General features: G+C 61.8%; 27 protein-coding genes. 11 read left to right on the plus strand and 16 right to left on the minus strand.

All coding sequences use genetic code 11. The features are described from left to right. Nucleotides 1-77: 77 nt before the first annotated feature. A complete protein-coding gene (locus FHS49_RS16185) occupies nucleotides 78-428 on the minus strand; it encodes an endonuclease domain-containing protein (RefSeq protein ID WP_246350856.1) in 351 nt (116 codons plus the stop codon). Between the two features lie 136 nt (nucleotides 429-564). Here FHS49_RS16185 and carB point away from each other — a divergent pair, with 136 nt between their 5' ends. The 3 genes from carB to FHS49_RS16200 all read left to right on the plus strand — a co-directional run bounded on the left by carB (nucleotide 565) and on the right by FHS49_RS16200 (nucleotide 5,098). After that, the gene (gene carB / locus FHS49_RS16190; protein ID WP_184020538.1) at nucleotides 565-3,906 is read left to right on the plus strand and encodes a carbamoyl-phosphate synthase large subunit; all 3,342 of its coding nucleotides are present in this window, start codon (nucleotides 565-567) and stop codon (nucleotides 3,904-3,906) included. An 80-nt stretch (nucleotides 3,907-3,986) separates the two neighbouring features. Then, the gene (gene greA, locus FHS49_RS16195) at nucleotides 3,987-4,463 is read left to right on the plus strand and encodes a transcription elongation factor GreA (RefSeq protein ID WP_184020540.1); all 477 of its coding nucleotides are present in this window, start codon (nucleotides 3,987-3,989) and stop codon (nucleotides 4,461-4,463) included. Nucleotides 4,464-4,468: 5 nt separating this feature from the next. Beyond that, complete coding sequence (locus FHS49_RS16200; protein WP_184020542.1) at nucleotides 4,469-5,098, plus strand: rhomboid family intramembrane serine protease; 630 nt, start codon at nucleotides 4,469-4,471, stop codon at nucleotides 5,096-5,098. 3 nt (nucleotides 5,099-5,101) lie between these two features. Here the strand turns inward: FHS49_RS16200 and FHS49_RS16205 are convergent, their stop codons facing one another. The 5 genes from FHS49_RS16205 to FHS49_RS16225 form a co-directional block, all read right to left on the minus strand. Beyond that, a complete protein-coding gene (locus tag FHS49_RS16205) occupies nucleotides 5,102-5,335 on the minus strand; it encodes a DUF4170 domain-containing protein (RefSeq protein WP_184020544.1) in 234 nt (77 codons plus the stop codon). Nucleotides 5,336-5,415: 80 nt separating this feature from the next. Further along, entirely contained in the window at nucleotides 5,416-6,051 is a 636-nt protein-coding gene (locus tag FHS49_RS16210) for a hypothetical protein (protein WP_184020546.1), read from the minus strand. Continuing rightward, on the minus strand, nucleotides 6,048-6,416 hold the full coding sequence (locus FHS49_RS16215) for a DUF3618 domain-containing protein (protein WP_184020548.1): 369 nt from the start codon (nucleotides 6,414-6,416) through the stop codon (nucleotides 6,048-6,050). Before FHS49_RS16215 ends, FHS49_RS16210 begins: the two co-directional genes overlap by 4 nt. Next, a complete protein-coding gene (locus FHS49_RS16220) occupies nucleotides 6,413-6,811 on the minus strand; it encodes a phage holin family protein (protein WP_184020550.1) in 399 nt (132 codons plus the stop codon). Before FHS49_RS16220 ends, FHS49_RS16215 begins: the two co-directional genes overlap by 4 nt. 3 nt (nucleotides 6,812-6,814) lie before the next feature. Beyond that, nucleotides 6,815-7,495 carry a hypothetical protein gene (locus FHS49_RS16225; protein ID WP_184020552.1) on the minus strand — a complete coding sequence of 227 codons (681 nt, stop codon included), beginning with the start codon at nucleotides 7,493-7,495 and terminating at the stop codon, nucleotides 6,815-6,817. Between the two features lie 150 nt (nucleotides 7,496-7,645). Between FHS49_RS16225 and eno the strand changes: the two genes are divergently transcribed. The 4 genes from eno (at nucleotide 7,646) to FHS49_RS16245 (ending at nucleotide 11,918) form a co-directional block, all read left to right on the plus strand. After that, nucleotides 7,646-8,923, plus strand: a complete 1,278-nt coding sequence (gene eno, locus FHS49_RS16230; RefSeq protein WP_184020554.1) for a phosphopyruvate hydratase — start codon at nucleotides 7,646-7,648, stop codon at nucleotides 8,921-8,923. Between the two features lie 106 nt (nucleotides 8,924-9,029). Beyond that, nucleotides 9,030-9,341 carry an FtsB family cell division protein gene (locus FHS49_RS16235; protein ID WP_184020556.1) on the plus strand — a complete coding sequence of 104 codons (312 nt, stop codon included), beginning with the start codon at nucleotides 9,030-9,032 and terminating at the stop codon, nucleotides 9,339-9,341. A gap of 233 nt (nucleotides 9,342-9,574) precedes the next feature. After that, nucleotides 9,575-10,522 carry a pyruvate dehydrogenase (acetyl-transferring) E1 component subunit alpha gene (pdhA, locus tag FHS49_RS16240; protein WP_425502709.1) on the plus strand — a complete coding sequence of 316 codons (948 nt, stop codon included), beginning with the start codon at nucleotides 9,575-9,577 and terminating at the stop codon, nucleotides 10,520-10,522. A gap of 1 nt (nucleotide 10,523) precedes the next feature. Further along, nucleotides 10,524-11,918: a pyruvate dehydrogenase complex E1 component subunit beta gene (locus tag FHS49_RS16245; RefSeq protein ID WP_184020560.1), complete on the plus strand. Its 1,395-nt coding sequence runs from the start codon at nucleotides 10,524-10,526 to the stop codon at nucleotides 11,916-11,918. Between the two features lie 12 nt (nucleotides 11,919-11,930). Here FHS49_RS16245 and FHS49_RS16250 read toward each other — a convergent pair whose 3' ends face one another. From FHS49_RS16250 to FHS49_RS16260, 3 genes are read right to left on the minus strand one after another with little or no spacing between them, the layout of a single operon-like run. After that, a complete protein-coding gene (locus tag FHS49_RS16250) occupies nucleotides 11,931-12,614 on the minus strand; it encodes a TadE/TadG family type IV pilus assembly protein (protein WP_184020562.1) in 684 nt (227 codons plus the stop codon). After that, a complete protein-coding gene (locus tag FHS49_RS16255) occupies nucleotides 12,611-13,207 on the minus strand; it encodes a TadE/TadG family type IV pilus assembly protein (protein WP_184020564.1) in 597 nt (198 codons plus the stop codon). The genes FHS49_RS16250 and FHS49_RS16255 overlap by 4 nt, the downstream gene beginning before the upstream one ends. Next, complete coding sequence (locus tag FHS49_RS16260) at nucleotides 13,204-14,682, minus strand: TadE/TadG family type IV pilus assembly protein (RefSeq protein WP_246350943.1); 1,479 nt, start codon at nucleotides 14,680-14,682, stop codon at nucleotides 13,204-13,206. Before FHS49_RS16260 ends, FHS49_RS16255 begins: the two co-directional genes overlap by 4 nt. Nucleotides 14,683-14,843: 161 nt before the next feature. Between FHS49_RS16260 and FHS49_RS16265 the strand changes: the two genes are divergently transcribed. Further along, a complete protein-coding gene (locus tag FHS49_RS16265) occupies nucleotides 14,844-15,539 on the plus strand; it encodes a squalene/phytoene synthase family protein (RefSeq protein WP_184020568.1) in 696 nt (231 codons plus the stop codon). 36 nt (nucleotides 15,540-15,575) lie between these two features. Beyond that, nucleotides 15,576-16,067 carry an EF-hand domain-containing protein gene (locus FHS49_RS16270; RefSeq protein ID WP_246350859.1) on the plus strand — a complete coding sequence of 164 codons (492 nt, stop codon included), beginning with the start codon at nucleotides 15,576-15,578 and terminating at the stop codon, nucleotides 16,065-16,067. 200 nt (nucleotides 16,068-16,267) lie between these two features. Here FHS49_RS16270 and trmFO read toward each other — a convergent pair whose 3' ends face one another. After that, nucleotides 16,268-17,605, minus strand: a complete 1,338-nt coding sequence (gene trmFO / locus FHS49_RS16275; RefSeq protein ID WP_184020570.1) for a methylenetetrahydrofolate--tRNA-(uracil(54)-C(5))-methyltransferase (FADH(2)-oxidizing) TrmFO — start codon at nucleotides 17,603-17,605, stop codon at nucleotides 16,268-16,270. A 100-nt stretch (nucleotides 17,606-17,705) separates the two neighbouring features. On the opposite strand from trmFO, the gene FHS49_RS16280 reads away from it, so the two are divergent. Beyond that, complete coding sequence (locus FHS49_RS16280) at nucleotides 17,706-18,185, plus strand: hypothetical protein (RefSeq protein ID WP_184020572.1); 480 nt, start codon at nucleotides 17,706-17,708, stop codon at nucleotides 18,183-18,185. Between the two features lie 95 nt (nucleotides 18,186-18,280). On the opposite strand, the gene FHS49_RS16285 is transcribed toward FHS49_RS16280, so the two are convergent. Together FHS49_RS16285 and FHS49_RS16290 are read right to left on the minus strand one after the other, a co-directional pair. Further along, entirely contained in the window at nucleotides 18,281-19,669 is a 1,389-nt protein-coding gene (locus tag FHS49_RS16285; protein ID WP_184020574.1) for a DUF2867 domain-containing protein, read from the minus strand. A gap of 103 nt (nucleotides 19,670-19,772) precedes the next feature. Then, entirely contained in the window at nucleotides 19,773-20,546 is a 774-nt protein-coding gene (locus FHS49_RS16290; protein ID WP_184020576.1) for a hypothetical protein, read from the minus strand. Between the two features lie 194 nt (nucleotides 20,547-20,740). Between FHS49_RS16290 and FHS49_RS16295 the strand changes: the two genes are divergently transcribed. Further along, entirely contained in the window at nucleotides 20,741-21,394 is a 654-nt protein-coding gene (locus tag FHS49_RS16295; protein WP_184020578.1) for a lysoplasmalogenase family protein, read from the plus strand. Here FHS49_RS16295 and FHS49_RS16300 read toward each other — a convergent pair. From FHS49_RS16300 to yaaA, 4 genes are all read right to left on the minus strand, one after another. Next, nucleotides 21,368-21,682: a DUF952 domain-containing protein gene (locus FHS49_RS16300; protein ID WP_184020580.1), complete on the minus strand. Its 315-nt coding sequence runs from the start codon at nucleotides 21,680-21,682 to the stop codon at nucleotides 21,368-21,370. The genes FHS49_RS16295 and FHS49_RS16300 overlap by 27 nt on opposite strands. After that, nucleotides 21,679-24,450 (minus strand): DNA gyrase subunit A, encoded by a 2,772-nt coding sequence (gene gyrA, locus FHS49_RS16305; RefSeq protein ID WP_246350862.1) that lies wholly within the window; start codon nucleotides 24,448-24,450, stop codon nucleotides 21,679-21,681. The genes FHS49_RS16300 and gyrA overlap by 4 nt, the downstream gene beginning before the upstream one ends. Before the next feature lie 80 nt (nucleotides 24,451-24,530). Beyond that, nucleotides 24,531-25,229 carry an SDR family NAD(P)-dependent oxidoreductase gene (locus tag FHS49_RS16310; protein WP_184020582.1) on the minus strand — a complete coding sequence of 233 codons (699 nt, stop codon included), beginning with the start codon at nucleotides 25,227-25,229 and terminating at the stop codon, nucleotides 24,531-24,533. After that, nucleotides 25,226-25,981, minus strand: coding sequence for a peroxide stress protein YaaA (gene yaaA / locus FHS49_RS16315; RefSeq protein WP_184020584.1), 756 nt, complete (start codon nucleotides 25,979-25,981; stop codon nucleotides 25,226-25,228). Before yaaA ends, FHS49_RS16310 begins: the two co-directional genes overlap by 4 nt. Between the last annotated feature and the right edge of the window lie 184 nt (nucleotides 25,982-26,165).

Genomic DNA, 26,165 nt, shown 5'->3' on the forward strand with positions numbered 1-26,165 from the left:
CCCTATCCCTCACCCCCTTTAGGGGGAGAGGGAAGAGCTGCGCAGCGGCGAAGGGAGAGGGGGGGGGCTGGGGCCACTCAAGCCTCGCCTTTGCCCAAGGCGATCAAAATCGCCGTCGTGACGCCCTCGGCATTGTTCAAGATTTCGCTGTTGGTAAAGTGGATCACGCGAAATCCTTGGCTTTCGATGAATGCGGTTCTGGCCGCGTCATAGCTTTCACGACCGGCATGGCTGTCGCCGTCAAGTTCGATCACCAACCTGTGCTCGCGCGCGGCAAAGTCTGCGATGTAGGGTGCCATTACCATCTGTTTGACGAACTTGGTGCCGAGCCGACCGGCACGCAGGATGTTCCACAATTTGATTTCGGGCGGAGTCATGGCTCTACGCAGAGCTTTGGCGCGTGCGCGGGTTTCGATGTTGCGCTTCAAGGCACAGACTCCCCCCTCTCCCTGGCGTCACTCCGTTCCGCCGTCCCTCTCCCCCTGAATGGGGCGAGGGGTTCTGTGCGACATCCCGCCGACAATTCATCCTTTTCATGCCATAGCGAAAATCGGTTATTCTGTAATGCCCAAACGCACTGACATCTCCTCCATCCTCATCATCGGCGCTGGCCCGATCGTTATCGGCCAGGCTTGCGAGTTCGATTATTCGGGAACGCAGGCGTGCAAGGCGCTGAAGGAGGAGGGTTACCGGATCATCCTGGTCAATTCCAATCCCGCGACGATCATGACCGATCCAGACATGGCCGACGCCACCTATGTCGAGCCGATCACGCCCGCGATCGTGGCGAAGATCATCGAGAAGGAGCGGCCTGATGCCGTGCTGCCCACCATGGGCGGGCAGACCGCGCTGAACACCGCGCTCGCTTTGTTCAACGATGGCACGCTGGCAAAATATGGCTGCCAGATGATCGGTGCGGATGCCGTGGCGATCGACATGGCGGAGGACCGGCTGAAATTCCGTCAGGCGATGGACCGGATCGGGCTGGAAAGCCCGCGCTCGGCGATCGCGCATACGCTGGAAGAGGCGATGGCGGGCCTGGATTTTGTCGGCCTGCCCACGATCATCCGCCCCAGCTTCACCATGGGCGGCACCGGCGGCGGCATTGCCTACAACAAGGATGAGTTCCGCAAGATCGTGGCGGGTGGGCTGGATGCCAGCCCCACCAGCGAAGTGCTGATCGAGGAATCGGTGCTGGGCTGGAAAGAATATGAGATGGAGGTGGTCCGCGACACTAAGGACAATTGCATCATCATCTGCTCGATCGAGAATATCGATCCGATGGGCGTGCATACCGGCGATTCGATCACCGTCGCGCCCGCGCTGACGCTGACCGACAAGGAATATCAGATCATGCGCAACGCATCGATCGCGGTGCTCCGGGAAATCGGCGTGGAAACCGGCGGCTCCAACGTGCAGTTCGCGGTCAATCCCGCCGATGGCCGTCTGGTCGTGATCGAGATGAACCCGCGCGTATCGCGTTCGTCCGCACTGGCTTCCAAGGCGACCGGCTTTCCGATTGCCAAGGTCGCCGCCAAACTGGCGGTGGGCTATACGCTCGACGAGATCGACAATGACATCACCGGCGCGACGCCTGCGAGCTTCGAGCCGACGATCGATTATGTCGTCACCAAGATTCCGCGCTTCGCCTTCGAAAAGTTCAAGGGATCGGAGCCATTGCTCTCCACCGCGATGAAATCGGTGGGCGAGGTGATGGCGATCGGCCGCAACATCCATGAATCGATGCAGAAGGCACTGCGTGGTCTGGAAACCGGACTGTCGGGGTTCAATATCGTCGATCATCTGGTGGGCGCGCCCAAGGACGATATCATCGCCGAATTGTCGCGCCCCACGCCGGATCGGCTGCTGGTGGCGGCGCAAGCCTTGCGTGAGGGGCTGAGCGTCGATGAAATCCACCAGATCGCCAAATATGATCCCTGGTTCCTTGATCGACTGGCGGAGATCGTCGCGGCAGAAAAGGAAGTGCTGGACGGCGGCCTGCCGCGCGATGCGCAGGGGATGCGTCGCCTGAAAGCCATGGGCTTTTCGGACAAGCGCCTGGCCTGGCTGGCGCTGCAATCGGCCAATCTGCGGGGCGGCTCCAGCATGGAGCGCGCCGTGGCGCGGGGTTCGGGGCTGATCCGCGAAGCGGTGGTCGCGATGACCGGGGGCGTGACCGAGCAGGACGTGCGCGCGCTGCGCCACAAGCTCGGTGTGCGGCCCGTATTCAAGCGGATCGACACCTGCGCTGCCGAGTTCGAGGCGAAGACGCCCTATATGTATTCCACCTATGAGGCACCGCTCTTTGGCGAGCCGGAGTGCGAGAGCGCGCCGAGCGACCGGAAGAAGGTGGTCATCCTGGGCGGCGGTCCGAACCGGATCGGGCAGGGGATCGAGTTTGATTATTGCTGCTGCCATGCGTGCTTCGCGCTGGAAGAGGCGGGCTATGAGACGATCATGATCAACTGCAATCCCGAAACGGTGAGCACCGATTATGACACGTCCGATCGGCTCTATTTCGAGCCGCTGACGGCGGAGGACGTGCTGGAGATCCTGCATGTCGAAATGTCCAATGGGACGCTGCATGGCGTGATCGTCCAGTTTGGCGGGCAAACCCCGCTGAAGCTGGCACAGGCGCTGGAAGACGCCGGCATCCCGATCCTCGGCACGTCGCCAGACGCCATCGACCTCGCGGAGGATCGCGAGCGCTTCGCCGCGCTCATCAACAAATTGAGACTGCTCCAGCCCGCCAACGGCATTGCGCGCAGCCGCGAAGAGGCGATCGCGGTGGCCGAACGCATCGGCTATCCCGTGCTGATCCGCCCGTCCTACGTGCTCGGTGGCCGCGCGATGGAGATCGTCGACGGCCTCGCGCAGCTTGAGGATTATATCCAGACCGCGGTGCAGGTTTCGGGCGACTCGCCCGTGCTGATCGACCGCTATCTGCGCGATGCGATCGAAGTGGATGTGGATGCGATCTGCGATGGCGAGGATGTCGTCGTGGCCGGCGTGCTTCAGCATATCGAGGAGGCCGGGGTGCATTCGGGCGACAGCGCCTGCACGATCCCGCCTTACAGCCTGCCTGCGGAGATCATTGTCGAGATCGAGCGCCAGACCGAGCTTCTGGCCCATGCGCTCGAAGTCCGCGGCCTGATGAACATCCAGTTCGCAGTCAAGGACGGCGCGGTCTATCTGATCGAGGTCAATCCCCGCGCCAGCCGCACCGTGCCCTTCGTGGCCAAGGCGATCGGCATTCCCATCGCCAAGATCGCGGCGCGCGTGATGGCGGGCGAGAAATTGAAGGATCTGCCCAGGATCGACCGCAACATCGCGCATATCGCGGTGAAGGAAGCCGTTTTCCCGTTCGCGCGCTTCCCCGGCGTCGATCCGGTGCTGTCACCCGAAATGAAGTCCACCGGCGAAGTGATGGGGATCGACAATGATTTCGCCATCGCGTTTGCCAAGGCGCAGCTCGGGGCCGGCGATGAACTGCCACAGGCCGGCACGGTGTTCGTCAGCGTGAAGGAGAGCGACAAAGCCGTGATCCTGCCAGGCGTGACGCTGCTGGCCGATCTGGGCTTTTCGATCATCGCCACCGACGGCACGGCGAAATTTCTGGAAGCATCGGGCATCAAGGTCGAGCGCGTCAATAAGGTGGCGCAAGGGCGTCCGCATATCGTGGACCGAATTATCGACGGCGAAGTGGCGTTGATCTTCAACACCACCGAAGGCTGGCAGAGCCACAAGGACTCGGCGTCGATCCGCGCATCCGGCCTGAACAAGAAGGTTCCGTATTACACGACGGCCACCGCGAGCGTCGCTGCGGCGCAAGCAATTGCTGCAATGCGCAATCAAAACCTTGAAGTCAGGTCTCTCCAGTCATATTATTCATCTTCGCACGGCTGATCCCGAAAATATGACGCGCGACGGACTGCTCCATTAGAACGGGCGGTCCGGGGGAATTTTTTGGACGAAGGACTTGGGGTATGGCGACGGTCGAAAAGATGCCGATGCTGCAGGAGGGTTATGATTGGCTGTCGGAGGAACTGCGCCGGCTGAAAACCGAGCGCCCGCTGATCGTGGATGCGATCGAGGAAGCGCGTGCGCATGGCGATCTCTCGGAAAATGCCGAATATCATGCCGCCAAGGAGCAGCAGGGCCAGAATGAGGCCACGATCTCGGATATCGAGGACAAGCTCTCCCGCGCGCAGATCATCGATCCCAAGACGCTGTCGGGCGACAAGATCATCTTCGGCGCGACCGTGACGTTGCAGGACGAGAATGAAAAGCCTGTGAAATATCAGATCGTCGGCCAGACCGAAGCCAATGCGAACGCGGGCCGCATCTCCTATAACTCGCCGCTGGGTCGTGCGCTGATCGGCCGCAAGGTGGATGAGGAAATCGAGGTCACCGTGCCCGCCGGCGAACGCTATTATCTGGTGTCCAAGATCGAGTTCATCTGACCGGCATGGATTTGCCGCGCGGACGCCTGACAGACTTCATCATCTGGGTCACCTTTGCGGCCTGGGCGATCGTGTTCGGCATGGGCTGGCAACAGCAGGCCGATATGATGTTCGGCTTCATCCCCGCGGAGATCACCTCGGGCGCGTGGCGGCTTGCGCCGCTCCGCGCGGCTTTGTCTCCGCTCACCGCCACGCTGGTGCATGGTGGGCTGATGCACCTGCTGTTCAATCTGCTGACATTGCTCGTCTGCGGCCGCTTCGTGGAGCGCGCGCTGGGCATGTGGGGCATGGGCGCGCTCTATGTGGCGGGCGCCTACGCCGCCGCACTCGCGCGCATATTGGTCACGCCGGAATCGCCCGTGGTCGGGATCGGTGCCAGCACCTCGGTCTCCGCGATCATCGGCGCTTATGCTGTTTTGTTCAGCGTCTCGCGCGCCAAGGCGATCGGGCCGATCCCCGCCAAGGCGGTGCAGGTGATCTGGCTTGCACTCGCGTGGATCGGGATTCAGTTGCTCACGGGTCTGGCCACGCGCGGCTTCGGCACGCAGATCGACATCGTGTCGCACATCGGCGGATTCCTGGCGGGGATACTGCTGGCCAGGCCGCTACTCAGGTTCCGTTTCCGGAAAGCCTGAGCCTCAGTCCTTGGGCGCGGCGGCGACCATATCGGGTTCCACCAGCCGGTGCAGATGGACCACCACATATTTCATCTCGGCATCGTCCACCGTGCGCTGCGCGGCCGAACGCCACGCCTTTTCGGCGCTTTTGAAATCCGGATACATGCCGACAATGTCGATCGACGTCAGATCGTCGAAATCCAGCGTCTGGGGATCGGACACGCGCCCGCCGAAAACGAGGTGCAATTTGCTCATGATTTGGGTGACCCGATTACAGTGGAAATCGCGCCTCCCCTAACATCCTCGCCTCGGTGGTCAATGTTGACGCTGTGGAATCAGCGCTTCTTGGCGGCCTTTGCCGCAGCTTTTCCCGCCGCGCTGCTGGCTTCGGTTGCCGCCTTGGTCACGGTGTTCAGCAGTTGATTGACCTGCGCCTTGGCCGCGTCCTTGCTGATGCCCATGGATTCCAGCTTTCTGCTGCCTTCCGCCTTGGCCGCGGTCGCCGCCTTGCGCGCTGTGGTGTTGATCTTCTTGCCCGTCGGGCCGAGCAATTTGCCTTCCTGATCGGTGCGCGGCAGCAGCGCGCCGATGAGCGCACCGATGGCGATGCCGCCCGCAATGAAGGCGAGGGGGTTGTTGTCCAGTTCCTGCCCGGTGCGCGCCTTGGCCTTCACCGCGCTCTTCTTCGCGGAGCCATAGGCCTTGTTCGCTTTGGCGCGCGATGCGGCGTAAGCGGCCTCCGCCTTGACGCGAGACGCCTCATATTTCGCCTTGGTCGTTTCCAGCACTTCTCCGGCCTTGGCCTTGGTGGTTTCGAGCGCATCGTGCACGCCGTCCTTGGCGGTATCGAGCGCTGCGCTGGCGGCGTCTCGCGCTGCGGTGGCCTTTTCGCGGACCTGCTCGCTCGCCGCGCCGATTTTCTCACCAGCAATTTCGCCGGCTTTGCGCGCATTATCGGTGATCGTGCTCATCGCTCATTCTCCATTGTGGCAGCCCCAGGGGCCGTATCGCCTTCATCGTCAAACTCTTGGTCCGCACGCGCGGTTTCGCGGGCGCGGGAAAATATCGCGACCAGCGTGTCGAACACTCTGTCGCGAAACAGATAGACCAACGCCGCCGCCACGATCCCGGCCGCAGTCGCCGGACGGGCCTTGACGAATGCCAGTGCCTCTCGCGCGCCTTCGGATGCGCGCTCGCGTAATTCGTCCACCGCATCTTCGATCAGCGCCGCCGGGCGCAACCGCGCCTGCATCTCGACCATCGTGTTGGTCAGCCGCGCCCGCGCCCGTTGCGAATGGAGGCGCGCGCGGATCAGGCGGAGTTCAGTATCCTTCATGCCGGCATGTCCGCTTCGTCATCCGCCTGATCTTCCTGCCGCATATCGTCATGAAATTTCGCGAATATGGCGATAAACAATGATGCCGCGCAAGCGATCGACAGCATGGCGACGATCACGGCCGCCCAAGCCGGCCCGGCGTAAGGTGCCAGCGCGAACACCAGTGCCATCAGCAACAATATCACCGCGCAAAAGCTGAGCAACGCGCCCACGGCACCCATCGCGATGAGCCATTTGAACGACTCGAGGCGATGAAAGGCCTCCGCACGGTAGAGCTTGACCTCGGTCCTGACGAAATGCTCGGCATCGTCCACCAAGCGACCGAACAGGTCGCCGATGGTATCGTCATCATCATCGTCCGGCTCCGGACGCCCTGCTGCCCCGGCGTCGTTCACCGATCAGGCTTTGGGCTTGGCCACAGAAGATTTGGCGGATGCGGTGCGCGTGGCGGATTTTTTCGCAGCAGCGCGCGGCTTCGTCTTCGCCTTGGGCGCTTCATCGCTGCCCGCCTTGACCAGACGCGCGATCACGAAGCCCAGCGCGGCCGCGGCCCCGATGGCGACAGCCGGACTTTTCTTCACGAAATCCCCGGCATCCTTCACGATATCATCCACCTGCTTGCCCTTCAGCGTCCCGGCAAAGGTCGCCACGGCCTCGGCAGCCTTGCGGGTGTAATCGCCATATTGCACGCCAACCTTGTCATCCACAGTGCCGGCGGCGTCGCCGATCAGCTTGGCGACATTGTCCAGCGCCACACCCGCGCGATCCTTGCCCTGCGTTGCGACGTCGCGCGCGCGGCTCGTCGCCTGATCGCGCAGCGCCAGCGCCTCTTTTTTCACGGTGGCGGTGGCTTCGGTCGCCTTGGCTTTCAGATTGGCCGTCGCACTGGGAACCGGCTTTGCCCGGGGCGCGGCGCGCGTCGCACCGGCTTTCAGAGGCGCGGCCTTGATCGCGACGGGCTTTCCAGCGGGCTTCGCCGCCGCTTTCGCTACAGCAGGCTTGCGGGTTGCGGCCTTGGCAGCGGGTGTCCGGCCCGGCTTTTTCGGGGCCGCGGTGCTGGGCGTGGTGGGCTGGGCCATGATGTGATCTCCTAAATGGGACGTTCGATTCACCGGCACCAACAATCGCGGTTGCCTTCCGGTTCCGCAACGACTTTCGTGGGCGTTGCCTTGATCGCCGATGCTGGATACAGGCGGGCGATCCCATTGCAGCCAATCGAAAGCGAATACATGACCGCGATCATAGACGTACATGCACGCCAGATCCTGGACAGCCGCGGCAATCCGACAGTCGAGGTGGATGTTTCGCTGGAAGACGGCAGCTTCGGCCGCGCCGCCGTGCCCTCGGGCGCATCCACCGGCGCGCATGAAGCCGTGGAAAAGCGCGATGGGGACAAGAGCCGCTGGGGCGGCAAGGGTGTCACGCAGGCGGTCGATCTTGTGAATGGCGAAATCGCCGAACATATTCTGGGTCTCGAAGCCGAGGATCAAGGCGAGATCGACGCCGCCATGATCGAATTGGATGGCACGCCCAACAAGGGGCGGCTTGGTGCCAACGCCATCCTCGGCGTGAGCCTGGCGGTGGCGAAGGCGTCCGCGGATTCGCGCGGTCTCCCGCTCTATCGTTATGTCGGCGGCGTCTCCGCGCATCTGCTGCCCGTGCCGATGATGAACATCATCAATGGCGGCGAACATGCCGATAACCCCATTGATTTTCAGGAATTCATGGTGATGCCCGTGGGGGCGGAGAGCCTGGCCGAAGCCGTGCGCATCGGCTCCGAGATTTTCCACACGCTGAAAAAGGGTTTGCACGACAAGGGTCTCGCGACCTCCGTGGGGGACGAAGGCGGCTTCGCGCCCAATCTGGCCTCCACCACCGATGCGCTCGATTTCATCATGCAATCGATCGAGAAGGCGGGTTACACGCCCGGCGACGATGTGGTGCTGGCACTCGATTGCGCTTCCACCGAATTCTTCAAGAATGGCAAATATGAGATGGTGGGAGAGGGCAAGAGCTTCTCGCCCGCCGAAATGGCCGATTATCTGGCCGATCTCGCCGCGCGCTACCCGATCAAGTCGATCGAGGATGGCATGGCCGAGGATGATTTCGAGGGCTGGAAGATCCTGACCGACAAGATCGGCGCCAAGGTTCAGCTCGTGGGCGACGATCTGTTCGTCACCAATCCCAAGCGCTTGTCGCAGGGGATCAAGGATGGCCTGGCCAACTCCCTGTTGGTGAAGGTCAATCAGATCGGGACGCTCAGCGAAACGCTGGAAGCGGTGTCGATGGCGCAGCGCGCGGGTTATACCGCGGTGATGTCGCATCGCTCGGGGGAAACCGAAGACGCGACGATCGCCGATCTGGCTGTCGCCACCAATTGCGGACAGATCAAGACAGGCAGTCTCGCACGCTCGGACCGGTTGGCGAAATACAACCAGCTTATCCGCATCGAAGAGCAATTGGGGTCAGTGGCGCGTTACGCCGGGCGCAGCATTTTCGCACGCTAAGCGCAGCATCCTCTCCCTCGATCGGGAGAGGTGCTTGCTCACAAATCTGCAAGAAATCCGCTGAATCCCCTTGATTCGGCGAGTCGCTTGTGATTCAAGGATCGCCATGTCACGCGCCGTCACCTTTTTGGCCCTGTTGCGCTCTGCTGCACCGGCCGCACTGATGATGCTGGTGATCGCCTTTTTCGGCGGTTATGCCCTGATCGGCACCAATGGCGTGATGGCCTGGGGCGATTACAGCCGTCAGCTCGAACAGCGCCGCATTGCGCTGGTGAAGCTGGAAAAGGAAAAGGCCATTCTCCAGAATCGCGTGACTCTTCTGGACCGCAGAAGCGTCAATCCGGATATGGCGGATGAGCTTGTGCGCCGCGAACTGGGTTTGACGCATCCGGATGAAGTGATCATCCCGCTCGATTGACTTTTCGTTATGGACAGAAAATTTCAACGGCTTGAACGATGCTTGCCGTTGCGGAATCCATCGTCCCGCGCCTATAGACCGGGCGTCACTTTCCTCGATCCAGGATGAATTCATTGGCCAGAGCATCGACCGCCAAGCCGGCAAAAGGCGCAGCAAAGCCCACGCCGGCACCCGCCTCAAATCGCGAACGTCCGGCAGAGCCGGTGCGCTATGAGGCGAGCAAGGACGAACTCATGGCCTTTTACCGCGAGATGCTGCTGATCCGGCGCTTCGAGGAAAAGGCGGGCCAGCTTTACGGTCTGGGCCTGATCGGCGGCTTCTGCCATCTCTATATCGGCCAGGAAGCGGTGGCCGTCGGGCTTCAGTCCGCGCTCGAAGTGGGCAAGGACAGCGTGATTACCGGCTATCGCGATCATGGCCACATGCTCGCATACGGCATCGCCCCCAAATTGATCATGGCCGAACTGACCGGACGCGAAGCGGGCATCAGCCGCGGCAAAGGCGGATCGATGCACATGTTTTCGGTCGAGCATAAATTCTACGGCGGGCACGGCATCGTCGGTGCGCAGGTGTCGCTGGGCACCGGCCTCGCGTTCAAGCACAAATATGCAAATGATGGCGGCGTGGCGATGGCCTATTTCGGTGACGGCGCATCGAACCAGGGCCAGGTCTACGAGAGCTTCAACATGGCTGAGCTGTGGAAGCTGCCGATCATCTTCGTGATCGAAAACAACCAATATGCCATGGGCACCAGCGTCAACCGCTCCTCGGCCGAAGACCAGCTCTACAAGCGTGGCGAGAGCTTCCGCATTCCCGGCCTCCAGGTGGACGGCATGGACGTGCTCGCGGTGCGCGGCGCGGCCAATACTGCGGTCGAATGGGTTCGTGCCGGTAAGGGGCCGATCCTGCTTGAACTCAAGACCTATCGCTATCGCGGCCATTCCATGTCCGACCCCGCGAAATACCGTTCGCGCGACGAGGTCCAGGCGGTGCGCGACAAGTCCGATCCGATCGAACATGCCAAGCGCGATCTGGAAGCGCTGGGCGTGACCGAGGCGGACTTGAAGGATCTGGACAAGGAAATCCGCAAGATCGTGAGCGAAGCGGCCGATTTCGCCGAAAGCTCGCCCGAGCCCGGCCTGGCCGAACTTTATACCGATGTTCTGGTGGATACTTACTGATATGGCTGTCGAACTGAAAATGCCCGCACTCTCCCCGACGATGGAAGAGGGCACGCTCGCCAAATGGCTGGTGAAGGAAGGCGATACCGTCAAATCCGGCGATATCCTGGCCGAGATCGAGACCGACAAGGCGACGATGGAATTCGAGGCCGTCGACGAAGGCACCATCGCCAGCATCCTGGTCGCTGAAGGCACTGACGGCGTGAAGGTCGGCACCGTGATTGCTTTGATCCAGGGCGAGGATGAAGAGGCCGCAGCGCCCGTCACCAAGGCACCGGAGCCTGCCCCTGCGCCCAAGACCGAAGAGCCCGCCGCTGCAGAAGCGCCCAAGAAGGCCGCATCAGGCACCGAGAAGCTCGCGAGCGACGCCAAGGCGGTCGTGGCTGATCCCGATATTCCCGCAGGCACCGAAATGGTGAAGACCACGCTGCGCGAGGCTTTGCGCGATGCGATGGCCGAAGAAATGCGCGCGGACGATCGCGTGTTCGTGATGGGCGAGGAAGTCGCCGAATATCAGGGCGCGTATAAGGTCACCCAGGGACTGCTCGAGGAATTCGGTCCGCAGCGCGTGATCGATACGCCGATCACCGAATATGGCTTTGCCGGCGTCGGCACCGGCGCGGCCATGGCGGGCCTGCGCCCGATCATCGAGTTCATGACCTTCAATTTCGCGATGCAGGCGATCGACCACATTATCAATTCGGCGGCCAAGACCAATTACATGTCCGGCGGCCAGATGCGTTGCCCGATCGTGTTCCGCGGCCCCAATGGCGCGGCCAGCCGCGTGGGCGCGCAGCACAGCCAGAATTACGGCCCCTGGTACGCCAGCGTCCCCGGCCTGATCGTGATCGCGCCTTATGACGCGGCGGATGCCAAGGGGTTGCTGAAAGCCGCGATCCGCTCGAACGATCCCGTGGTCTTCCTCGAAAACGAACTGCTTTATGGCCGCACCTTCGACGTGCCCAAGCTGGACGATTATGTCCTGCCGATCGGCAAGGCGCGGATCATGCGCGCCGGCAAGGACGTGACCATCGTGAGTTATTCGATCGGCGTCGGCCTGGCGCTCGACGCGGCCGAGAAACTGGCTGCCGAGGGCGTCGACGCCGAAGTGATCGACCTGCGCACGCTGCGCCCGCTGGACACCGCAACCGTGCTGGCAAGCCTGAAGAAGACCAACCGCATGGTGGTGGTCGAGGAGGGTTGGCCCACCTGCTCGATCTCAAGCGAGATCCTCGCCGTGGCGATGGAACAAGGCTTTGACGATCTGGACGCCCCCGTGCTGCGCGTCACCAATGAAGACGTGCCGCTGCCTTATGCCGCCAATCTGGAGAAGATCGCATTGGTGGATGTGGATCGGGTGATCAAGGCGGTGAAGACGGTGACGTATAAGGGCTGAGCCGGTGAAAGCTCAGACGTTATAGGCGCTGCAGAGTGATTTGGCGCTGTCCGCGAGACTGCCACCATTCTGCATCGTCTGCACCACACGGTCGCGGACCGAATAGGCCGAAGAATAGTTCATCGTGATTGGACCAAAGAATTTATCGGTGATGATGGGCTGATATTTGTAGATAATCTGCGCAAAAATCACGGGATTTCCGGGCTTGGCGGCGATTTGTGTTCCGTTAGCCGTGACAGGAGCGCTCAGGGTCGGACCCTCCGGAACTTTGACGTCACCGCTGGCTGGGACTTCCTTGCCTTTGCAGCGTCGCCAAGTCACAGTCTGGTCATCGGCTGTTGCGGTTGCAGCATTGTCTTCGACCGTCGAAATCATGATCCTGCCGTAATTCGTAATATCAATCCCCTGGCCCGCGAATTTCGCGCCGACCATCAATTCGTTGATATCAGCCTCGTCGATACGATCGCGGACGCGCGCGGCACCATCGGCCATCATGCTGGCAATATTGCTGACTCGCGCATTCGTTATCGCGATATTGGCGAGTTCGACCCCGTACATGCAAAGCAGGATGAAAATCGGAAGCGAATAAGCGAATTCGATATAGGCCACGCCGCTGCGGCAGTCCTTCAACGCGCCGAGAACGGTGGTTTTCAACGGGCTTGCCGCCGCGCTGTCATGTTGGTTCTGCATGATCATACCCCGCATTTGACGGGTGGATCGACAACACCCGCATAAGGCTCACTGCGCAGGAAAGCGCCACGGCCGATGGTCACCGGATCATCCATCCCCACCATTTTTGCCAGTGGGGTGAGGCGTTTGTAACTCACCGTCACCTGATAGCGAACGATGTCTTCAGCATCGCCGATGCCGTTGCGGCCCTGGCTGCTCGTGTCATAAGCGTTGTTCAGATTGTCATCGATGAAGCAATCCGGCCCCAATTTATCATAGGAGCCATTGCTGTTGACATCAGTGGTCAGTTTTTCGGGTTTGCCGATCTTGCTATATTGCTCGAACGCCGCTGATTGCACGGTGATATCAGCGGGTTTGGCGATCTGGCTGAGCTGGCCCTTGACGAAAGTCTCCAGCGTTGTCGCCGAAGCATTCTCCAGCGTCGCCTTGCGCGCTGCCGTGTTGACCGTCCCCTGCAAAACGGCGGTCGCATAGGCTTGATAGGCCAGGTCCATGCCGCCGAACATGAAGGTGAACAGCGGCAGCGCGATGATGGCGAATTCCATCGCGGTCGATCCGCTTTCGTCGCGGCCTAAAAGGCGGAGCTTTGGCGCTGTCACTGACCAATCCTGAGATTGCCGACCTTGTCCGAAATCTTCTTGAAGGCGTCCGCCAGATCCTGAGCGTCGCTCACCAGAATGGCCTGATCCGCATTCGATGCGCAGCCGGACAGATAGCTGTCCATAGCGTGATCAAGCATGGCGACCACCCAGACGTCGATGTTCAGGGGATCGGATTTGGCCTTGGCGCACATCAGCTTGAACCGATTGACGTGGATCAGTTCCAGATTGGCGTCGGAGGTTCCGGTTGAAGCGACACGCCCCGCGTATCTGGCAACGGAATAAGCGCTATAGCCCGACCTGTTCGGTGCCATGTCGCCATCGGTCATGAAGACGATGGTGCGGCGCACTTTGACATTATTATATTTGTCGGGATTGTCTGCGCCGAAAATACCGGTGTTGGCGATCATCCTGACGCCCCAGTTCATCCCGATATCATGATAGGTGTTGCCGTCACCCTGGAGGATCGTATCGACCTGCGTATTGAATTCGGTGGTGCTGGCCCATGATTTCATGGCGACCGCTGGCTTGGGACAAGCCGAATCGTAGTAATTCGAAGTGCTTTTGCTCTTTTCCGAGGATTCATCATACGGCCCCCAGCGTGTGGCATCGCTGTCGGGGATTTTGGCGATGTCGAGATCATAGGCAGCCGCAGGGATGCTTGTGCTGTCTTTGGTAAGTGCAGTGGTCGTCTGTCGTTCTTCGATGCAGCCCAGCCAAGTTCCGGTGAACCATGCGGCCGCCCGGTTTGTGGCGGTATCGGCTGTGCCATCGGACTTATAATAGGTATAAGGATTGCGAATATACGCGCTGTTCTTGGCATAGACCAGCTTACCGACATTCGCCGTGCTCGAATATTGGACCATGCCGATCCGCATCCGCAGGCTTTTGGCCTCCAAGGCCAATTGGGCGGGACGCAAGCTGACATAGAGCGCCTTCAGCGCGTCCCGCAATTCCAGCATCTTGGCTTTTTTGGTGCCGTTGGTCGTTTTCTCGGTCGATTGATGGCAGCTCGTTGCGTCTGACAGATAGCAGTTCATCGAGCCGGTGGTATCCAGCACCATCATCAAGTCGGTATTGACGTAATATTCCTCGGCTTTGCACGCCACATCCACGCGCATTTCGTTCATGCCCACGACGCGCAGCAATGTCGTCGGCACGGCGGTGGTCGCGGACATTTCAAACTGCTTGTCGGCGCTCAGCGCGGTGGACACGCGGTTGACAGCGGAATCATTGTCATCGACCAGCGTGGTCGAGCCCATCGTATTCTGTGGAAAATTGAAATAGAAGAAGCGAAGCGCTTCCTGCTTATCCGTCGTGGTCACGGTGGTGCCAGACATGGACCGTCTGCCCGCCAGTGCGCCCGCGTCGCACGCCTGCTGCATCCGCGCCTTGACGAGATAGGCACGGCTGAGATCGACTGCGCCGCCGACCATGCCGGCTACGGGTATGACGGACATCGCGGTCATGAACATCACGTTGCCGCTTGTGTTCGTGCGCAGGCGCGAGAGGAATGTGCGCGGTTTTGCGCGCCTTTCCTGATTCCCCATCCTCGACATTTTCCGTTTACCCCATGGAAAGAAACTGCATAGGCTTCCGGCTATGACGGCGAATGGCAAAGCAGTGTTGAACGGGGATGGTTAACGCAAAATTTGCCACGAATAGGGAGGGTGCCGATCCGGAAATCCAGCTTGCGCTGGCTTATGTCCCGGCATCGAAACGATCCGCCATGGCCGCGATGTGGGCGCTCGATGCGCAATTCGCCGGGATCGTCCGCAGCACGACCGAGCCACTGATCGGCGAGATGCGGCTGACGTGGTGGCATGATGCGGTGACGGCGCTGGGCACCGGCGGCGCGCCGGACGAGCCGTTGCTGCAAAGATTGTCCGCGGTGCTGGGCGGCACGTCTGCCGACTTTGAAGCGCTGGCGGGGATGGCCGATGGCTGGTCGGCGGTGCTTGAACCGCTGCCGCTGGATGACCTGACCTTGCGCCATTTCGCTGCGGGGCGGGGCGGGGCGCTGTTCCGGCAATTGGGTGTCTTGCTCGATGACCGCCCGTTCGAAGCGCTGACCACGGCCGGGGAGGGCTGGGCGCTGGTGGATTTCGCCTTTCGCTGCAGCAACCGCGAAACCGCCGAACGCGCGGTGGCCATGGCCTGGTCCGAATTGGAGTCATCTCTCGCCCATCGCTGGCCCAAACCCCTCCGGCCCTTGGGAATGCTGGCCGCTCTGGCGCTGCGGGATGCCCGCGGCGGGCTGGACACACCGCGGCGGCAGGGCGCGCCGGCCCGGCTGCTGCGGATGATGCGGCACAATTTGACCGGGCGCTGACTTGCCCCGACGCCCTTTTCCGGACTAGCATCGGCCATGGCCGGGGAGGGCCGGGGGATGGGACGCTTTATCGCCGGGGTCTGCTCGGCCTTGCTGCTCGCGGGCGCGGGCTTCTTTATCTGGACCAGCCGGGCGGATGTGAAATCGCCGATCGGCGCGCCGGCCGCAGCGCAGGTCGGTCTGCCTTTGCTCGGCGATCCGGTGGGCGAAGCGCCGTCGGCCACCGACAAGACCCGTGAGGAAAAGCGCTTCGGGCGGATCGACAAGGACAAGAATGGCACGATCACCGCCGAAGAATATTTCGCCAGCCGCTCCAAGGCCTTCCTCAAGCTGGACGTGAATGGCGACGGGCGGCTCTCCTTCGACGAATGGGCGGTGAAGACGCGCGAAAAATTCGCCAAGGCGGATGGGGATCGGTCCAAGACGCTGAACGCGGCGGAGTTTGCGACCACCGCGGTGGTGCGCAAGACGCCGGTGAAGCCGAAATGCGATTGCCCGGCCGTGGTGGCGGTGGCGGAGGAGGATTGAGTTTCAAGACTATTGGCCCTTCTCCCAATCCGGTCATCTCCCAATCCGTTTGTGTCGAGCGCAGTCGAGACACGGACTTTGCAGGTGACACGTCCCTCGACTTCGCTCGGGACAAACGGGGTGGGGGCGTTTGGTTGTTGATCCCTCGACCGCGCTCGGGATGAGCGGATTGGGGGGGAGTGACGGTTGCTGACTGAGATTCATCCCCCCATCCACTCCGCCATCGCCTCCCGCGCCCTGGCGGTCATCATCAATTTGCGTTCGCCCTTCTTGGTTTTCTTGCCCTCCAGCGCCAGCGGCGGGAACAGGCCGAAATTGACGTTCATCGGCTGATAATTGTCAGCATCGGCGCCGCCGGTGATGTGCGACAGCAGAGCGCCCAGCGCGGTGGTCGGCGGGGGCGGGGTGATCGGCTGACCCAATATCTCGGCGGCGGCGAAGCGCCCGGCGAGCAGCCCGATCGCGGAGGATTCGACATAGCCCTCGCAGCCGGTGATCTGCCCGGCAAAGCGGATGTGCGGCGCGGCCTTCAGGCGCAATGTGGGATCGAGCAATTTGGGGGACTGGATGAAGGTGTTGCGGTGCAACCCGCCCAGCCGCGCAAATTCGGCATTCTGCAGGCCGGGAATGGTGCGGAACAGGCGGACCTGCTCGGCATGTTTCAGCTTGGTCTGGAAGCCGACGATGTTCCACAAAGTGCCCAAGGCATTGTCCTGACGGAGCTGGACCACGGCCCAGGGCCAGTGCCCGGTGCGCGGATTATCGAGCCCGACGGGCTTCATCGGGCCGAACCGCAGCGTATCCAGCCCGCGCTCGGCCATCACCTCGATCGGCATACAGCCCTCGAAATAGGGCGTGTTCATCTCCCATTCCTTGAACTCGCCCTTCTCGCCATCGAGCAGCCCCTGATGGAAAGCGAGATAGTCCGCCTTGGTCATCGGGCAATTGATATAATCCTTGCCGTCGCCCTCCGGCCCCACTTTATCCCAGCGGCTCGCCATCCAGCAGATATCCATATCGATGCTGTCACGGTGGACGATGGGCGCGATCGCATCGAAAAAGGCCAAAGCATCCTCGCCCGTCTGCGCGCCGATCGACTGCGCCAGAGCGGCATCGGTGAGCGGGCCGGTGGCGATGATGGTGAAGCCGGTTTCGGGCACCGCATCCACCCGCTCGCGCACGATCTCCACATTGGGGTGCGCGGCGAGCGCGGCGGTCACGTCATCGGCAAAACCATCGCGGTCCACTGCAAGCGCGGACCCGGCGGGCACCTTATGCACATGCGCCTTGGCCATGATGAGCGAATCGAGCGCGCGCATTTCCGAATGGAGCAGGCCGACCGCATTGCTGTTCGCATCATCGGAACGGAAGCTGTTGGAACAGACGAGCTCGGCCAATTTGTCGGTCTGATGCGCAGGCGTCATCTCCCCCGAACCGCGCATTTCCGAGAGGCGCACTTTGACGCCCGCATTGGCCAATTGCCACGCGGCCTCGGATCCGGCGAGCCCGCCGCCGATGATATGGATTTGATGTGTCATGGTCGCGGGCGATAGCGGGGAATGGACGGGGATGCGAGGGGGGCGTGTCGCATGGCGGGGGCGTTTTGGGCAAAGGTCACACGAAGATCACGCTGTCGGAATGTGGGACAGGGCCGCATGGGGGGCGGACACTGTCTACCTGGGGTGGACCAAGGTCACACCGTGCTGGGTGGGTGATGATTACGTTGAAACGTGCAGTTTCGTCGTTGAACGGAGTGGCGGCCGGGCGGACGGAAACACGGCGCATGGGCCAATCGGCTTGGCGCGCGGTGGCCCGTCTCTGCTGTCGCCTTTTGCGGGCGACGGCAAGTGCGGCATTCCAGGCGGCGCGGAAGCCTGGTTCGTTCAGCCGCGCCTTATAGACGCCCGATTTGGACACGCCAGCCGCCGCAGCGGCAGCGCTGACGGGCTGGCCAGAACGGAGCGCGGCGAGGAAGACATCGTGCCACGATCGGGCGCGGGGCTGGAGAAAAGCGGCGCGCTGTTCGGCAATTTCCTTGAGCGCGGCGGCTTGGCGGAGGGCGAAGGCGCGGATGGCGGATTTGCGGCGGGGCTTGGGCATGAGTGGAACGTATCATGAACATGGGAGTGTAGGAAAGCGGTGGTGCCAAGCAGCAGTCCAACCGTCCAGAAGGAGGAATTGAAACACAATATCCAAGACTAACTATCTGAAATTCAGTGGATTTTTGATATCAGATAATCGGTGGCTCTCCGCAACATCGTTGGCGAGATGTATTTTCGATGCACAAAGGATATGGCCGCCATGTAGAAACGCCCGAACAGATTCCGGCATTTGACCGAAGTGCCGAGCGTGATCCTGACATGTTTCTGGCTGGTCATTTCCACGCCGATGCACGATCTGAAAATCAGATGCTTGTCCTTCGCGCCGAGGACGACTTGCGCAAGCGAGCCATCCGCCGCGACCATCTGATCCAATACGGGATATTGCCCAGCAAACAGATTACTTCTGTCGTCTGACAGGAGCGATGAAACCGGACACCCCAGGGGAGAAGTCCGCAACCCTATAGGTCTGACCAGAAAATTCCGGATCAACATGAGCCGTGAAACCCCGCGCGGGGCGTTGTTCAAAAACCCTTCGAGCAGAAATTCTAGAATTTGGTGGGCTTTGAGATCGCGAAAATCGACCCCGCTCAAGGTCACCATGAACGTATCTTGATGATGAGCATCACCGGATTCGAATTGCTTCCTCAAGAGAGAATGAGCGGGGACACCTTCGAGTTCGACCACCGTTTTTGCGACATCTGCCCTGGAAATATACCCGCCAGGGCCATATCGGTTACTCCAGAAGCCGCGCATCAGACCCATGCTTCCCCGGAATGTGTCGCAAACCTTGTGGTGTATCGTTCCCGCCGGTGCGTCCAGGGACAGTGTGGTGGTGGGAATGACCTGCTGCAGAAAATCCTTATTGTGGATCAGTTCTGCCACCGCTTGGGGTAAGACTTCGGTCAGGGTCGGGATATCCGCCTTATTCGCCTTGATCTTGGATTTCAGATCATCCGACAAATCTCCGCCCAATTCATCGGTGTGGCTTGAAAGCGCGAAGAATACGGGATGCAGTGAGTTCTTCGATAATGGCCAGAATTGATGCCAGGTTTCCCCTCCAAAACGGACGCAAAACATGCAATCTGGCGGAATATTGATAAAATGCAGCGCTTCCAGAAATTTGTGTGGATCACACGCCATCTCTTCGGTCGTTGCCATTGAAAAGCGCAATTGCGCGCCACCGCTGCCGGAAACAGCCGTAAAAATCCGATGTCCAGCATGACGATGAAAGGGATGTCCTTGGGGGCCGACGATGAACGAATAAAGCGCCGTAGTGTCGCCGAGATCGAAATTGGTGCCCCCGAGTTTGGCGGAAGGCTCCTCGAGCGCATCGACATATTCGGCATGCGCCCTTTGCCGGGCAGCAATGCTGTAAAACAAATGACTTCCTGCCCCGTGCCCCAATTGTGCGATGAGCGATACTTCGACTGGAAGTCCATTTCGTGCATGTGGAATGACGGCCGTCGGAAATGTATCAACGACGCTAGTCAGGTGCGGCATGGAGTCCTCACAGTTTGGGTGGCGGCCAAGTCGCGGCATTCCTGTTATACATTTCCGGCATCAACGCCAAGGTATGAGCCTTGAACCCCTTACTTCACATTGTCTAAAGCGCCAGTGCCGAAGGCTGCACCACAACCTTCCCCCGCACCAGCCACGCCCGCCAGAGAATCAGCGCCGTGACCAATATCGCGCCGCCCGCAAGCGCCGCCGACGGGATCGAGATCAATTGAACGAAAATCCCGGTCCAGGCCGCGCTCTGGCCCACGGTCTCGAGCTGGATGATCTGCACTGCTGACAGCGTCGCTACCCAGAGGAACGGTCGCCCGTCGCCCGGTCTCAATCGCCAGAGGATCAGGCCTACCACCAGCGCGATGCCGTCGCTGGCGTGGAAATGGAACGGGATCGGGAGGATGCGTTCGAGGATCGGGGGGACGACGAGCAGCACCGTTGCCAGCATGTGCGCGGCATGGCTGGCGATCCGCCGCCGGTGGATCAGCGCCCCGCGCACCAGCGCGACGAAGGCGATCGTGGAGAGCAGATCATAGAGACCGAGGCGTGGTCCCATCTCGGCAACGAATGAGTCCGCGCCGCCTGCGAATTTGCCCGCCATGCTCTGCATCGCCAGCGCCGCCGCCCCTGTGAACAGCGGCGCGAGGATGAACACCGCCAGACCGGCGGTGCGGTGCAGCGCATTCCGGCGCGCGTGGATCGTCCAGCTTTGCGCGGCGACCAGGGCGATCCAGCAGGATGCGGTGATGCCATGCGCATGCAGCGCGAAGGCGGCGGTGGGCACCATCCCGAAATAGCCGGGCCAGAAGGCCCAGAGGATGAGCGGCACCAGCAGCAGGATGACTTTATGCGCGTGACGATATGGCAAATGCGTGCCCCCGCGATCATGCGGCCCGCCCCCAGGCCGTCTCTCAGCCCATGGTATAACCGATTTTACGGATCGACCAAGCAGGGCGGATCGGGAGGATACGATGCGCGCATTTCCTTTTCCGGCAAGGGGTTTAAGCCTGTCGGGCGCGTCGGGCGCGTCGGGCATGTCGGGCGTGGCAAAGGGGCGAAAATATGGGTGAGGGCAGGACGAAGTGGCTGGTCGCGGCGAGCGCGCTGTTTGCGTTCAGCTATATGGCGATCTGGAACCTCGATCTGCCGCAACCCGTGCCGATCATCTGGAAGGGATTGCCCGTGGCCTTGCTCGCGCTGGCGGCGGCGGGTCTGGCCAAAGGCACGGACGGCTGGCTGCTGGCGGCGGTATTGGGATTGGGCGCGCTGGGCGATATGCTGCTGGAGCTGAGCCTGGTGGCGGGGGCGCTGGCCTTCATGGCGGGACATGGCGTGGCGATCTGGCTTTATGCGCGCAACCGGCGCGGGGCCATGAGCGGGAGCCAGAAAGCGCTGGTGCTGCTGGTGGTGCCCCTGTCGGTGGCGATCGCCTGGATGCTGCCCGCCGACCGGGCCGGGGCGGCGGGGGTGGCGGTCTATGCGCTGTGCGTGGCGGCGATGGCGGCGATGGCGTGGCGCAGCCGCTTCCCGCGCCTGCGCACCGGGCTGGGCGCGATGCTGTTCCTCATCTCCGATCTGGTGATCTTTGCACGCATGGGGCCGGCGGCGGGGGCGCTCTGGCCCGCGTTCGTGATCTGGGCGCTTTATTATGGCGGGCAATTGCTGATCTTTGCCGGGGTGAGCGGAACGCTAGGCTCCGTCCGGCACCGTGCCTGAAAATGCCACCACCGCATCCATGGGCAGATCGCCATAGAGATGCGGGAAGAGCTGGCCGCCGCGCGACGGCTCCAACCGCACCGCGTCGCCCAGCGCGGCGAGATCGAACGTGGCGAAGACCAGCCCGGTCTGCCCCGCGAAATGCCTGGCGGCGGTTTCGGCGACCTGCGCCGCGGTGGACATGTGAATATAGCCGTCCGCCAGATCCACCGGCGCGCCCTTGAACACGCCGGTGGCCTGGAAATCCGCCCATTGGGCCGCCGTCAGGATCTTATAGGCCAGGCTCACGCGTCGGTTTCGGGGGTCTCTGGCGTTTCGGGTGCCTCTGGGGTTTCGGGCGCGTCTGGGGCTTCCGGCGTCTCTGGAGCGTCGGGTGCCTCGGCGTCGGTGATGCCCTCGTCTTCGCTCTCTTCGGCCTCGTCGATCTTGGCCGCGCTCACGACATGTTCGTTATCCGCCACGTTGAACAGGCGGACGCCCGCGCTGTTGCGGCCGATGACCCGCATCGTGCTCAAACCCAGGCGGATCAATTTGGCCTGATCGGTGACCAGCATGAGCTGTTCGCCGGCATGGGCGGGGAAGCTGGCGACCACCGGGCCGTTGCGCGCGATATTGTCGATATTGCCGATGCCCTGGCCACCGCGATTGGTGCGGCGATATTCATAGGCCGATGTGCGCTTGCCATAGCCATTGGCGCAGACGGTGAGGATGAACTCTTCGGCCGCCGCAAATTCGGCCATGCGCTCCGGGGCGAGCGTCGGTTCGTTCTCATTCTCCTTCCACTTGGCCGCGCGGAGGTATGCCTCGCGCTCTTCGGTGGAGGCCTCGAAGCTGCCTAGGATCGAAAGCGAGATCACCTCGTCATTGTCCTTCAAGGTGATACCGCGCACGCCGGTGGAGGTGCGGCTCTGGAACTCGCGGACCGCGGTGGATTCAAAGCGGATCGCCTTGCCCTGCTTGGTCGCGAGCAACACATCGTCGCTCTCGGTGAGCAAGGCCACGCCGATCAGCCGATCGGTCGCGTCCTCGTCGAAGCGCATCGCGAACTTGCCGTTGGTCGGGATGTTGGCGAAGGCGTCCATATTGTTGCGCCGCACGCCGCCATGCGCGGTGGCGAAGATCACATGGAGCTTGGCCCATTCGGCCTCATCCTCGGGCAGCGGCAAGACGGTCGAGATCTTCTCGCCCTCGGCCAGCGGGAGAAGGTTGACCATCGGGCGGCCGCGCGTGGCAGGTCCGCCTTCGGGCAGCCGCCAGACCTTCATGCGATAGACCTTGCCGTGCGTGGAGAAGAACAGCACCGGCGTGTGCGTGCTGGTCACGAACACGTTGGTGACGGCATCTTCGTCCTTGGTCGCCATGCCGGCGCGACCCTTGCCGCCGCGGCGCTGCGCCCGGAAGGTATCGAGCGTGGTGCGCTTGATATAGCCGCCCATGGTCACGGTCACGACCATCTCCTCGCGCTCGATCAGATCCTCGTCGTCAATGCCGTCCCAGGCGGGGGCGATGATCGAACGGCGCGGGGTGGCGAATTCGCGCGACACCGCTTCCAGCTCTTCGCGCATGATGGCGTAGAGCTTCACCCGGTCTCCCAGGATGGCGAGCAATTCCTCGATCTGATCGGCCAGACCCTGAAGCTCGTTGCCGATCTCGTCGCGGCCCAATGCGGTGAGGCGATGAAGGCGCAGATCGAGGATCGCGCGAACCTGAAGCTCGGAGAGCTTGTAAGTGTCGCCATCGATCTCGGGTTCGACCGATTCCACCAATTTGATGTAAGCGGCGATCTCGGCCACCGGCCATTCGCGCGCGAGCAAGGCGGCGCGCGCCTCGGCAGGGCTGGACGAACTGCGGATGATGCGCACGACTTCATCGAGATTGGTGACCGCGATGACGAGGCCGAGCAACAGATGCGCGCGTTCCCGCGCCTTGTTCAGCTCGAACTTGGAACGCCGCGTGATCACTTCCTCGCGGAATTTCACGAAGCTCTCGATGATGTCGCGCAGATTGAGCGTTTCCGGGCGGCCGCCGCGGATCGCGAGCATGTTGGCCGGGAAGCTCGATTGCGCGGGTGTATGGCGCCAAAGCTGGTTGAGCACCACTTCGGGCGTGGCATCGCGCTTCAGATCGATGACGATGCGGACGCCGAGACGGTTGGATTCGTCGCGGATATCCGAAACGCCCTCAATGCGTTTGTCCTTGGCGGCTTCGGCGATCTTTTCGACCAGATTGTTCTTGCCGGTCTGATACGGCACTTCGGTCAGCACGATCGAACGGCGATCGCCACGGCCTTCCTCAACCACATGCTTGGAGCGCATGATGATCGAGCCCTTGCCCGTGTGATAGGCCGATTTCGCGCCATGCTGCCCAAGGATCAGCGCGCCGGTGGGGAAATCGGGGCCGGGGACGATCTCGATCAGCTCGTCGATCGTGATCGCGCCATTGTCCATATACGCAAGGCAGGCGGCGATGACTTCGCCCAGATTGTGCGGCGGGATATTGGTCGCCATGCCGACCGCGATGCCGCCTGCGCCATTGACGAGCAGATTGGGAAAGCGCGCGGGGAGCACCTGCGGCTCGCTTTCGGAGCCGTCATAATTGGGCGTGAAATCGACCGTATCCTTGTCGAGATCCTCAAGCAGCGCATTGGCCACCTTGGCGAGACGCGCCTCGGTATAGCGCATGGCGGCGGGATAATCGGGATCCATCGAGCCGAAATTGCCCTGGCCATCCATCAGCATGACGCGCATCGACCAATCCTGCGCGAGGCGGGCAAGGGCCATATAGATCGCGTTATCGCCATGCGGATGATATTTGCCCATCACGTCACCGACGATGCGGCTGCACTTGCGATAGGGCTTGCCCGCGACATAGCCCGCTTCCTGGCAGGCATAGAGAATGCGGCGATGAACGGGCTTCAGGCCATCGCGCACATCAGGCAGCGCGCGGCTCACGATCACGGACATCGCGTAATCGAGATAGCTGGTCTTCATCTCGTCGACGATATTGATCGGGGTAATATCCGAAGGATCGGCGAGCAGGGTCTCGTCGGTGCTCAATTTGGTGCTTTCAGGTGTGTTTCAGATGAATGACAACCATAGCCGGGCGCGCAGGGGAATGCGAGTCTTTCAGGCTTTCGCTATGGCGCGATTTCCTCGCCGTCCCAGGCGAAGAGCTTGCCCGAATCCTTGACCTTGAGCCCCTCGATCACATCGAGCAATTGCAGCGCCGCGCGATCGGCGTCGAACAGTTTTCCGGGGGCGACATTCGCCTGAAAAGGTTGGCTCAACGCCGTGTCGACCGTGCCCGGATGAAGGCCGACGATGATCGAGCGATCATTGGCGCGGCGCGCCTCGATCGCGAGATTGCAGATCAGCATGTTGAGCGCGGCCTTGGACGCGCGATAGGCGTGCCATCCGCCCAGCCGATTATCCGAAATGCTGCCGACGCGCGCGGACAAGGCCGCCAGGATCGGCGTGCCCGTCTTGGGCAGCAGCGGCAGGAAATGCTTGGCGACCAGAGCCGGGCCGATCACGTTGATCGCGAAATTGCGCGCCATCCATTGCGGATCCAGATCGCGCACCGATTTTTCAGGCCGGCGATCGCCCTCATGCAGCAGGCCGGTGGCGATCACGATCAGCGACGGTGCCGGACCCTCAGCCACGGCGGCGGCCGCGGCGGCGATGCTGGCTTCGTCCGTCAAATCGAGATGCTGCGCGCCGGGGCGGCTGCGGGCAAACCCCCAGACCTGATCGTAAGCGCCTTCCTCGATCAGCGCCGCCTCAAGCGCGCCGCCGATCCCGCCAGACGCCCCGATGATGATGGCGCTGCCGCTCACCGGCGCAGGAATCGCCAGGTGTCGCCATCACTATTGTCGGCGTCATATTCATAGCCATCGGTATCGAAGCCCTTGAGCGCGTCGGGGTCGGTCAGCCGGTGTTCGCAGATATGGCGGGCCATCATGCCGCGCGCACGCTTAGCGGCGAAGCTGTTGAACCGAAGGCCATCGGGGCCGATCTCGCGAAAATCGATCGTAATGACGCGCACATCGGGCGTGAACTTGCCCTCGACCGCCCCCCAATATTCCTTGCTGGCGAGATTGATGATCGTGTTCGATCCTTCCGCCGCCAGATCGGCCATCACCAGATCGGCAATGCGCTGGCCCCAGAAGCTATAGAGCGTGCCGCTGCCCGGTGCCCAGCGCGTGCCCATTTCCAGCCGATAGGGCCGGATCGCGTCGAGCGGACGCAACAGGCCATAAAGGCCGGACAGGATGCGCACATGATCCTGCGCGAAGTGGATGGCGGGTTCGTCGAGGCTCTTGGCCTCGAACCCGATATAGACGTCTCCGGCAAAGGCGTAGATCGCCGGGCGGGCGGGCAAATTCTCGAAATTCGCATAGCGCTCGGCATTCAGGACCGCCAGATTTTCCGAAATATCCATGATGTCCATCAGCCGCGCCGGCGAAAGCTCGGCCGCGGCGGTGGCCAGGATCATCGATTCGGCCTCGAAACGCGGATCGGTCTGGGTGAAATCGGGGATGACAGAGGCATAGTCGAGCGACTTGGCCGGAGACAGGAATGCAAGCATGGGCCGGCGCGTAGCGGAGCGGGGGTGGCGCGTCAAAGCAAGGAATCCTTGTGACGGCGCAATGACACGGTTCAACCCGCGTTCAGTGGACGGAACTACAAGGCTGAATGGCGGTTGAGAGGGTTGTGCGCACAAAGGCGTGGGACTAGTCAGCTACAACGGATGCACGCCGCAGAGCGTGGAG

Source organism: Sphingobium boeckii (genome assembly GCF_014199215.1).
GTDB classification, from domain to species: domain Bacteria; phylum Pseudomonadota; class Alphaproteobacteria; order Sphingomonadales; family Sphingomonadaceae; genus Sphingobium_A; species Sphingobium_A boeckii.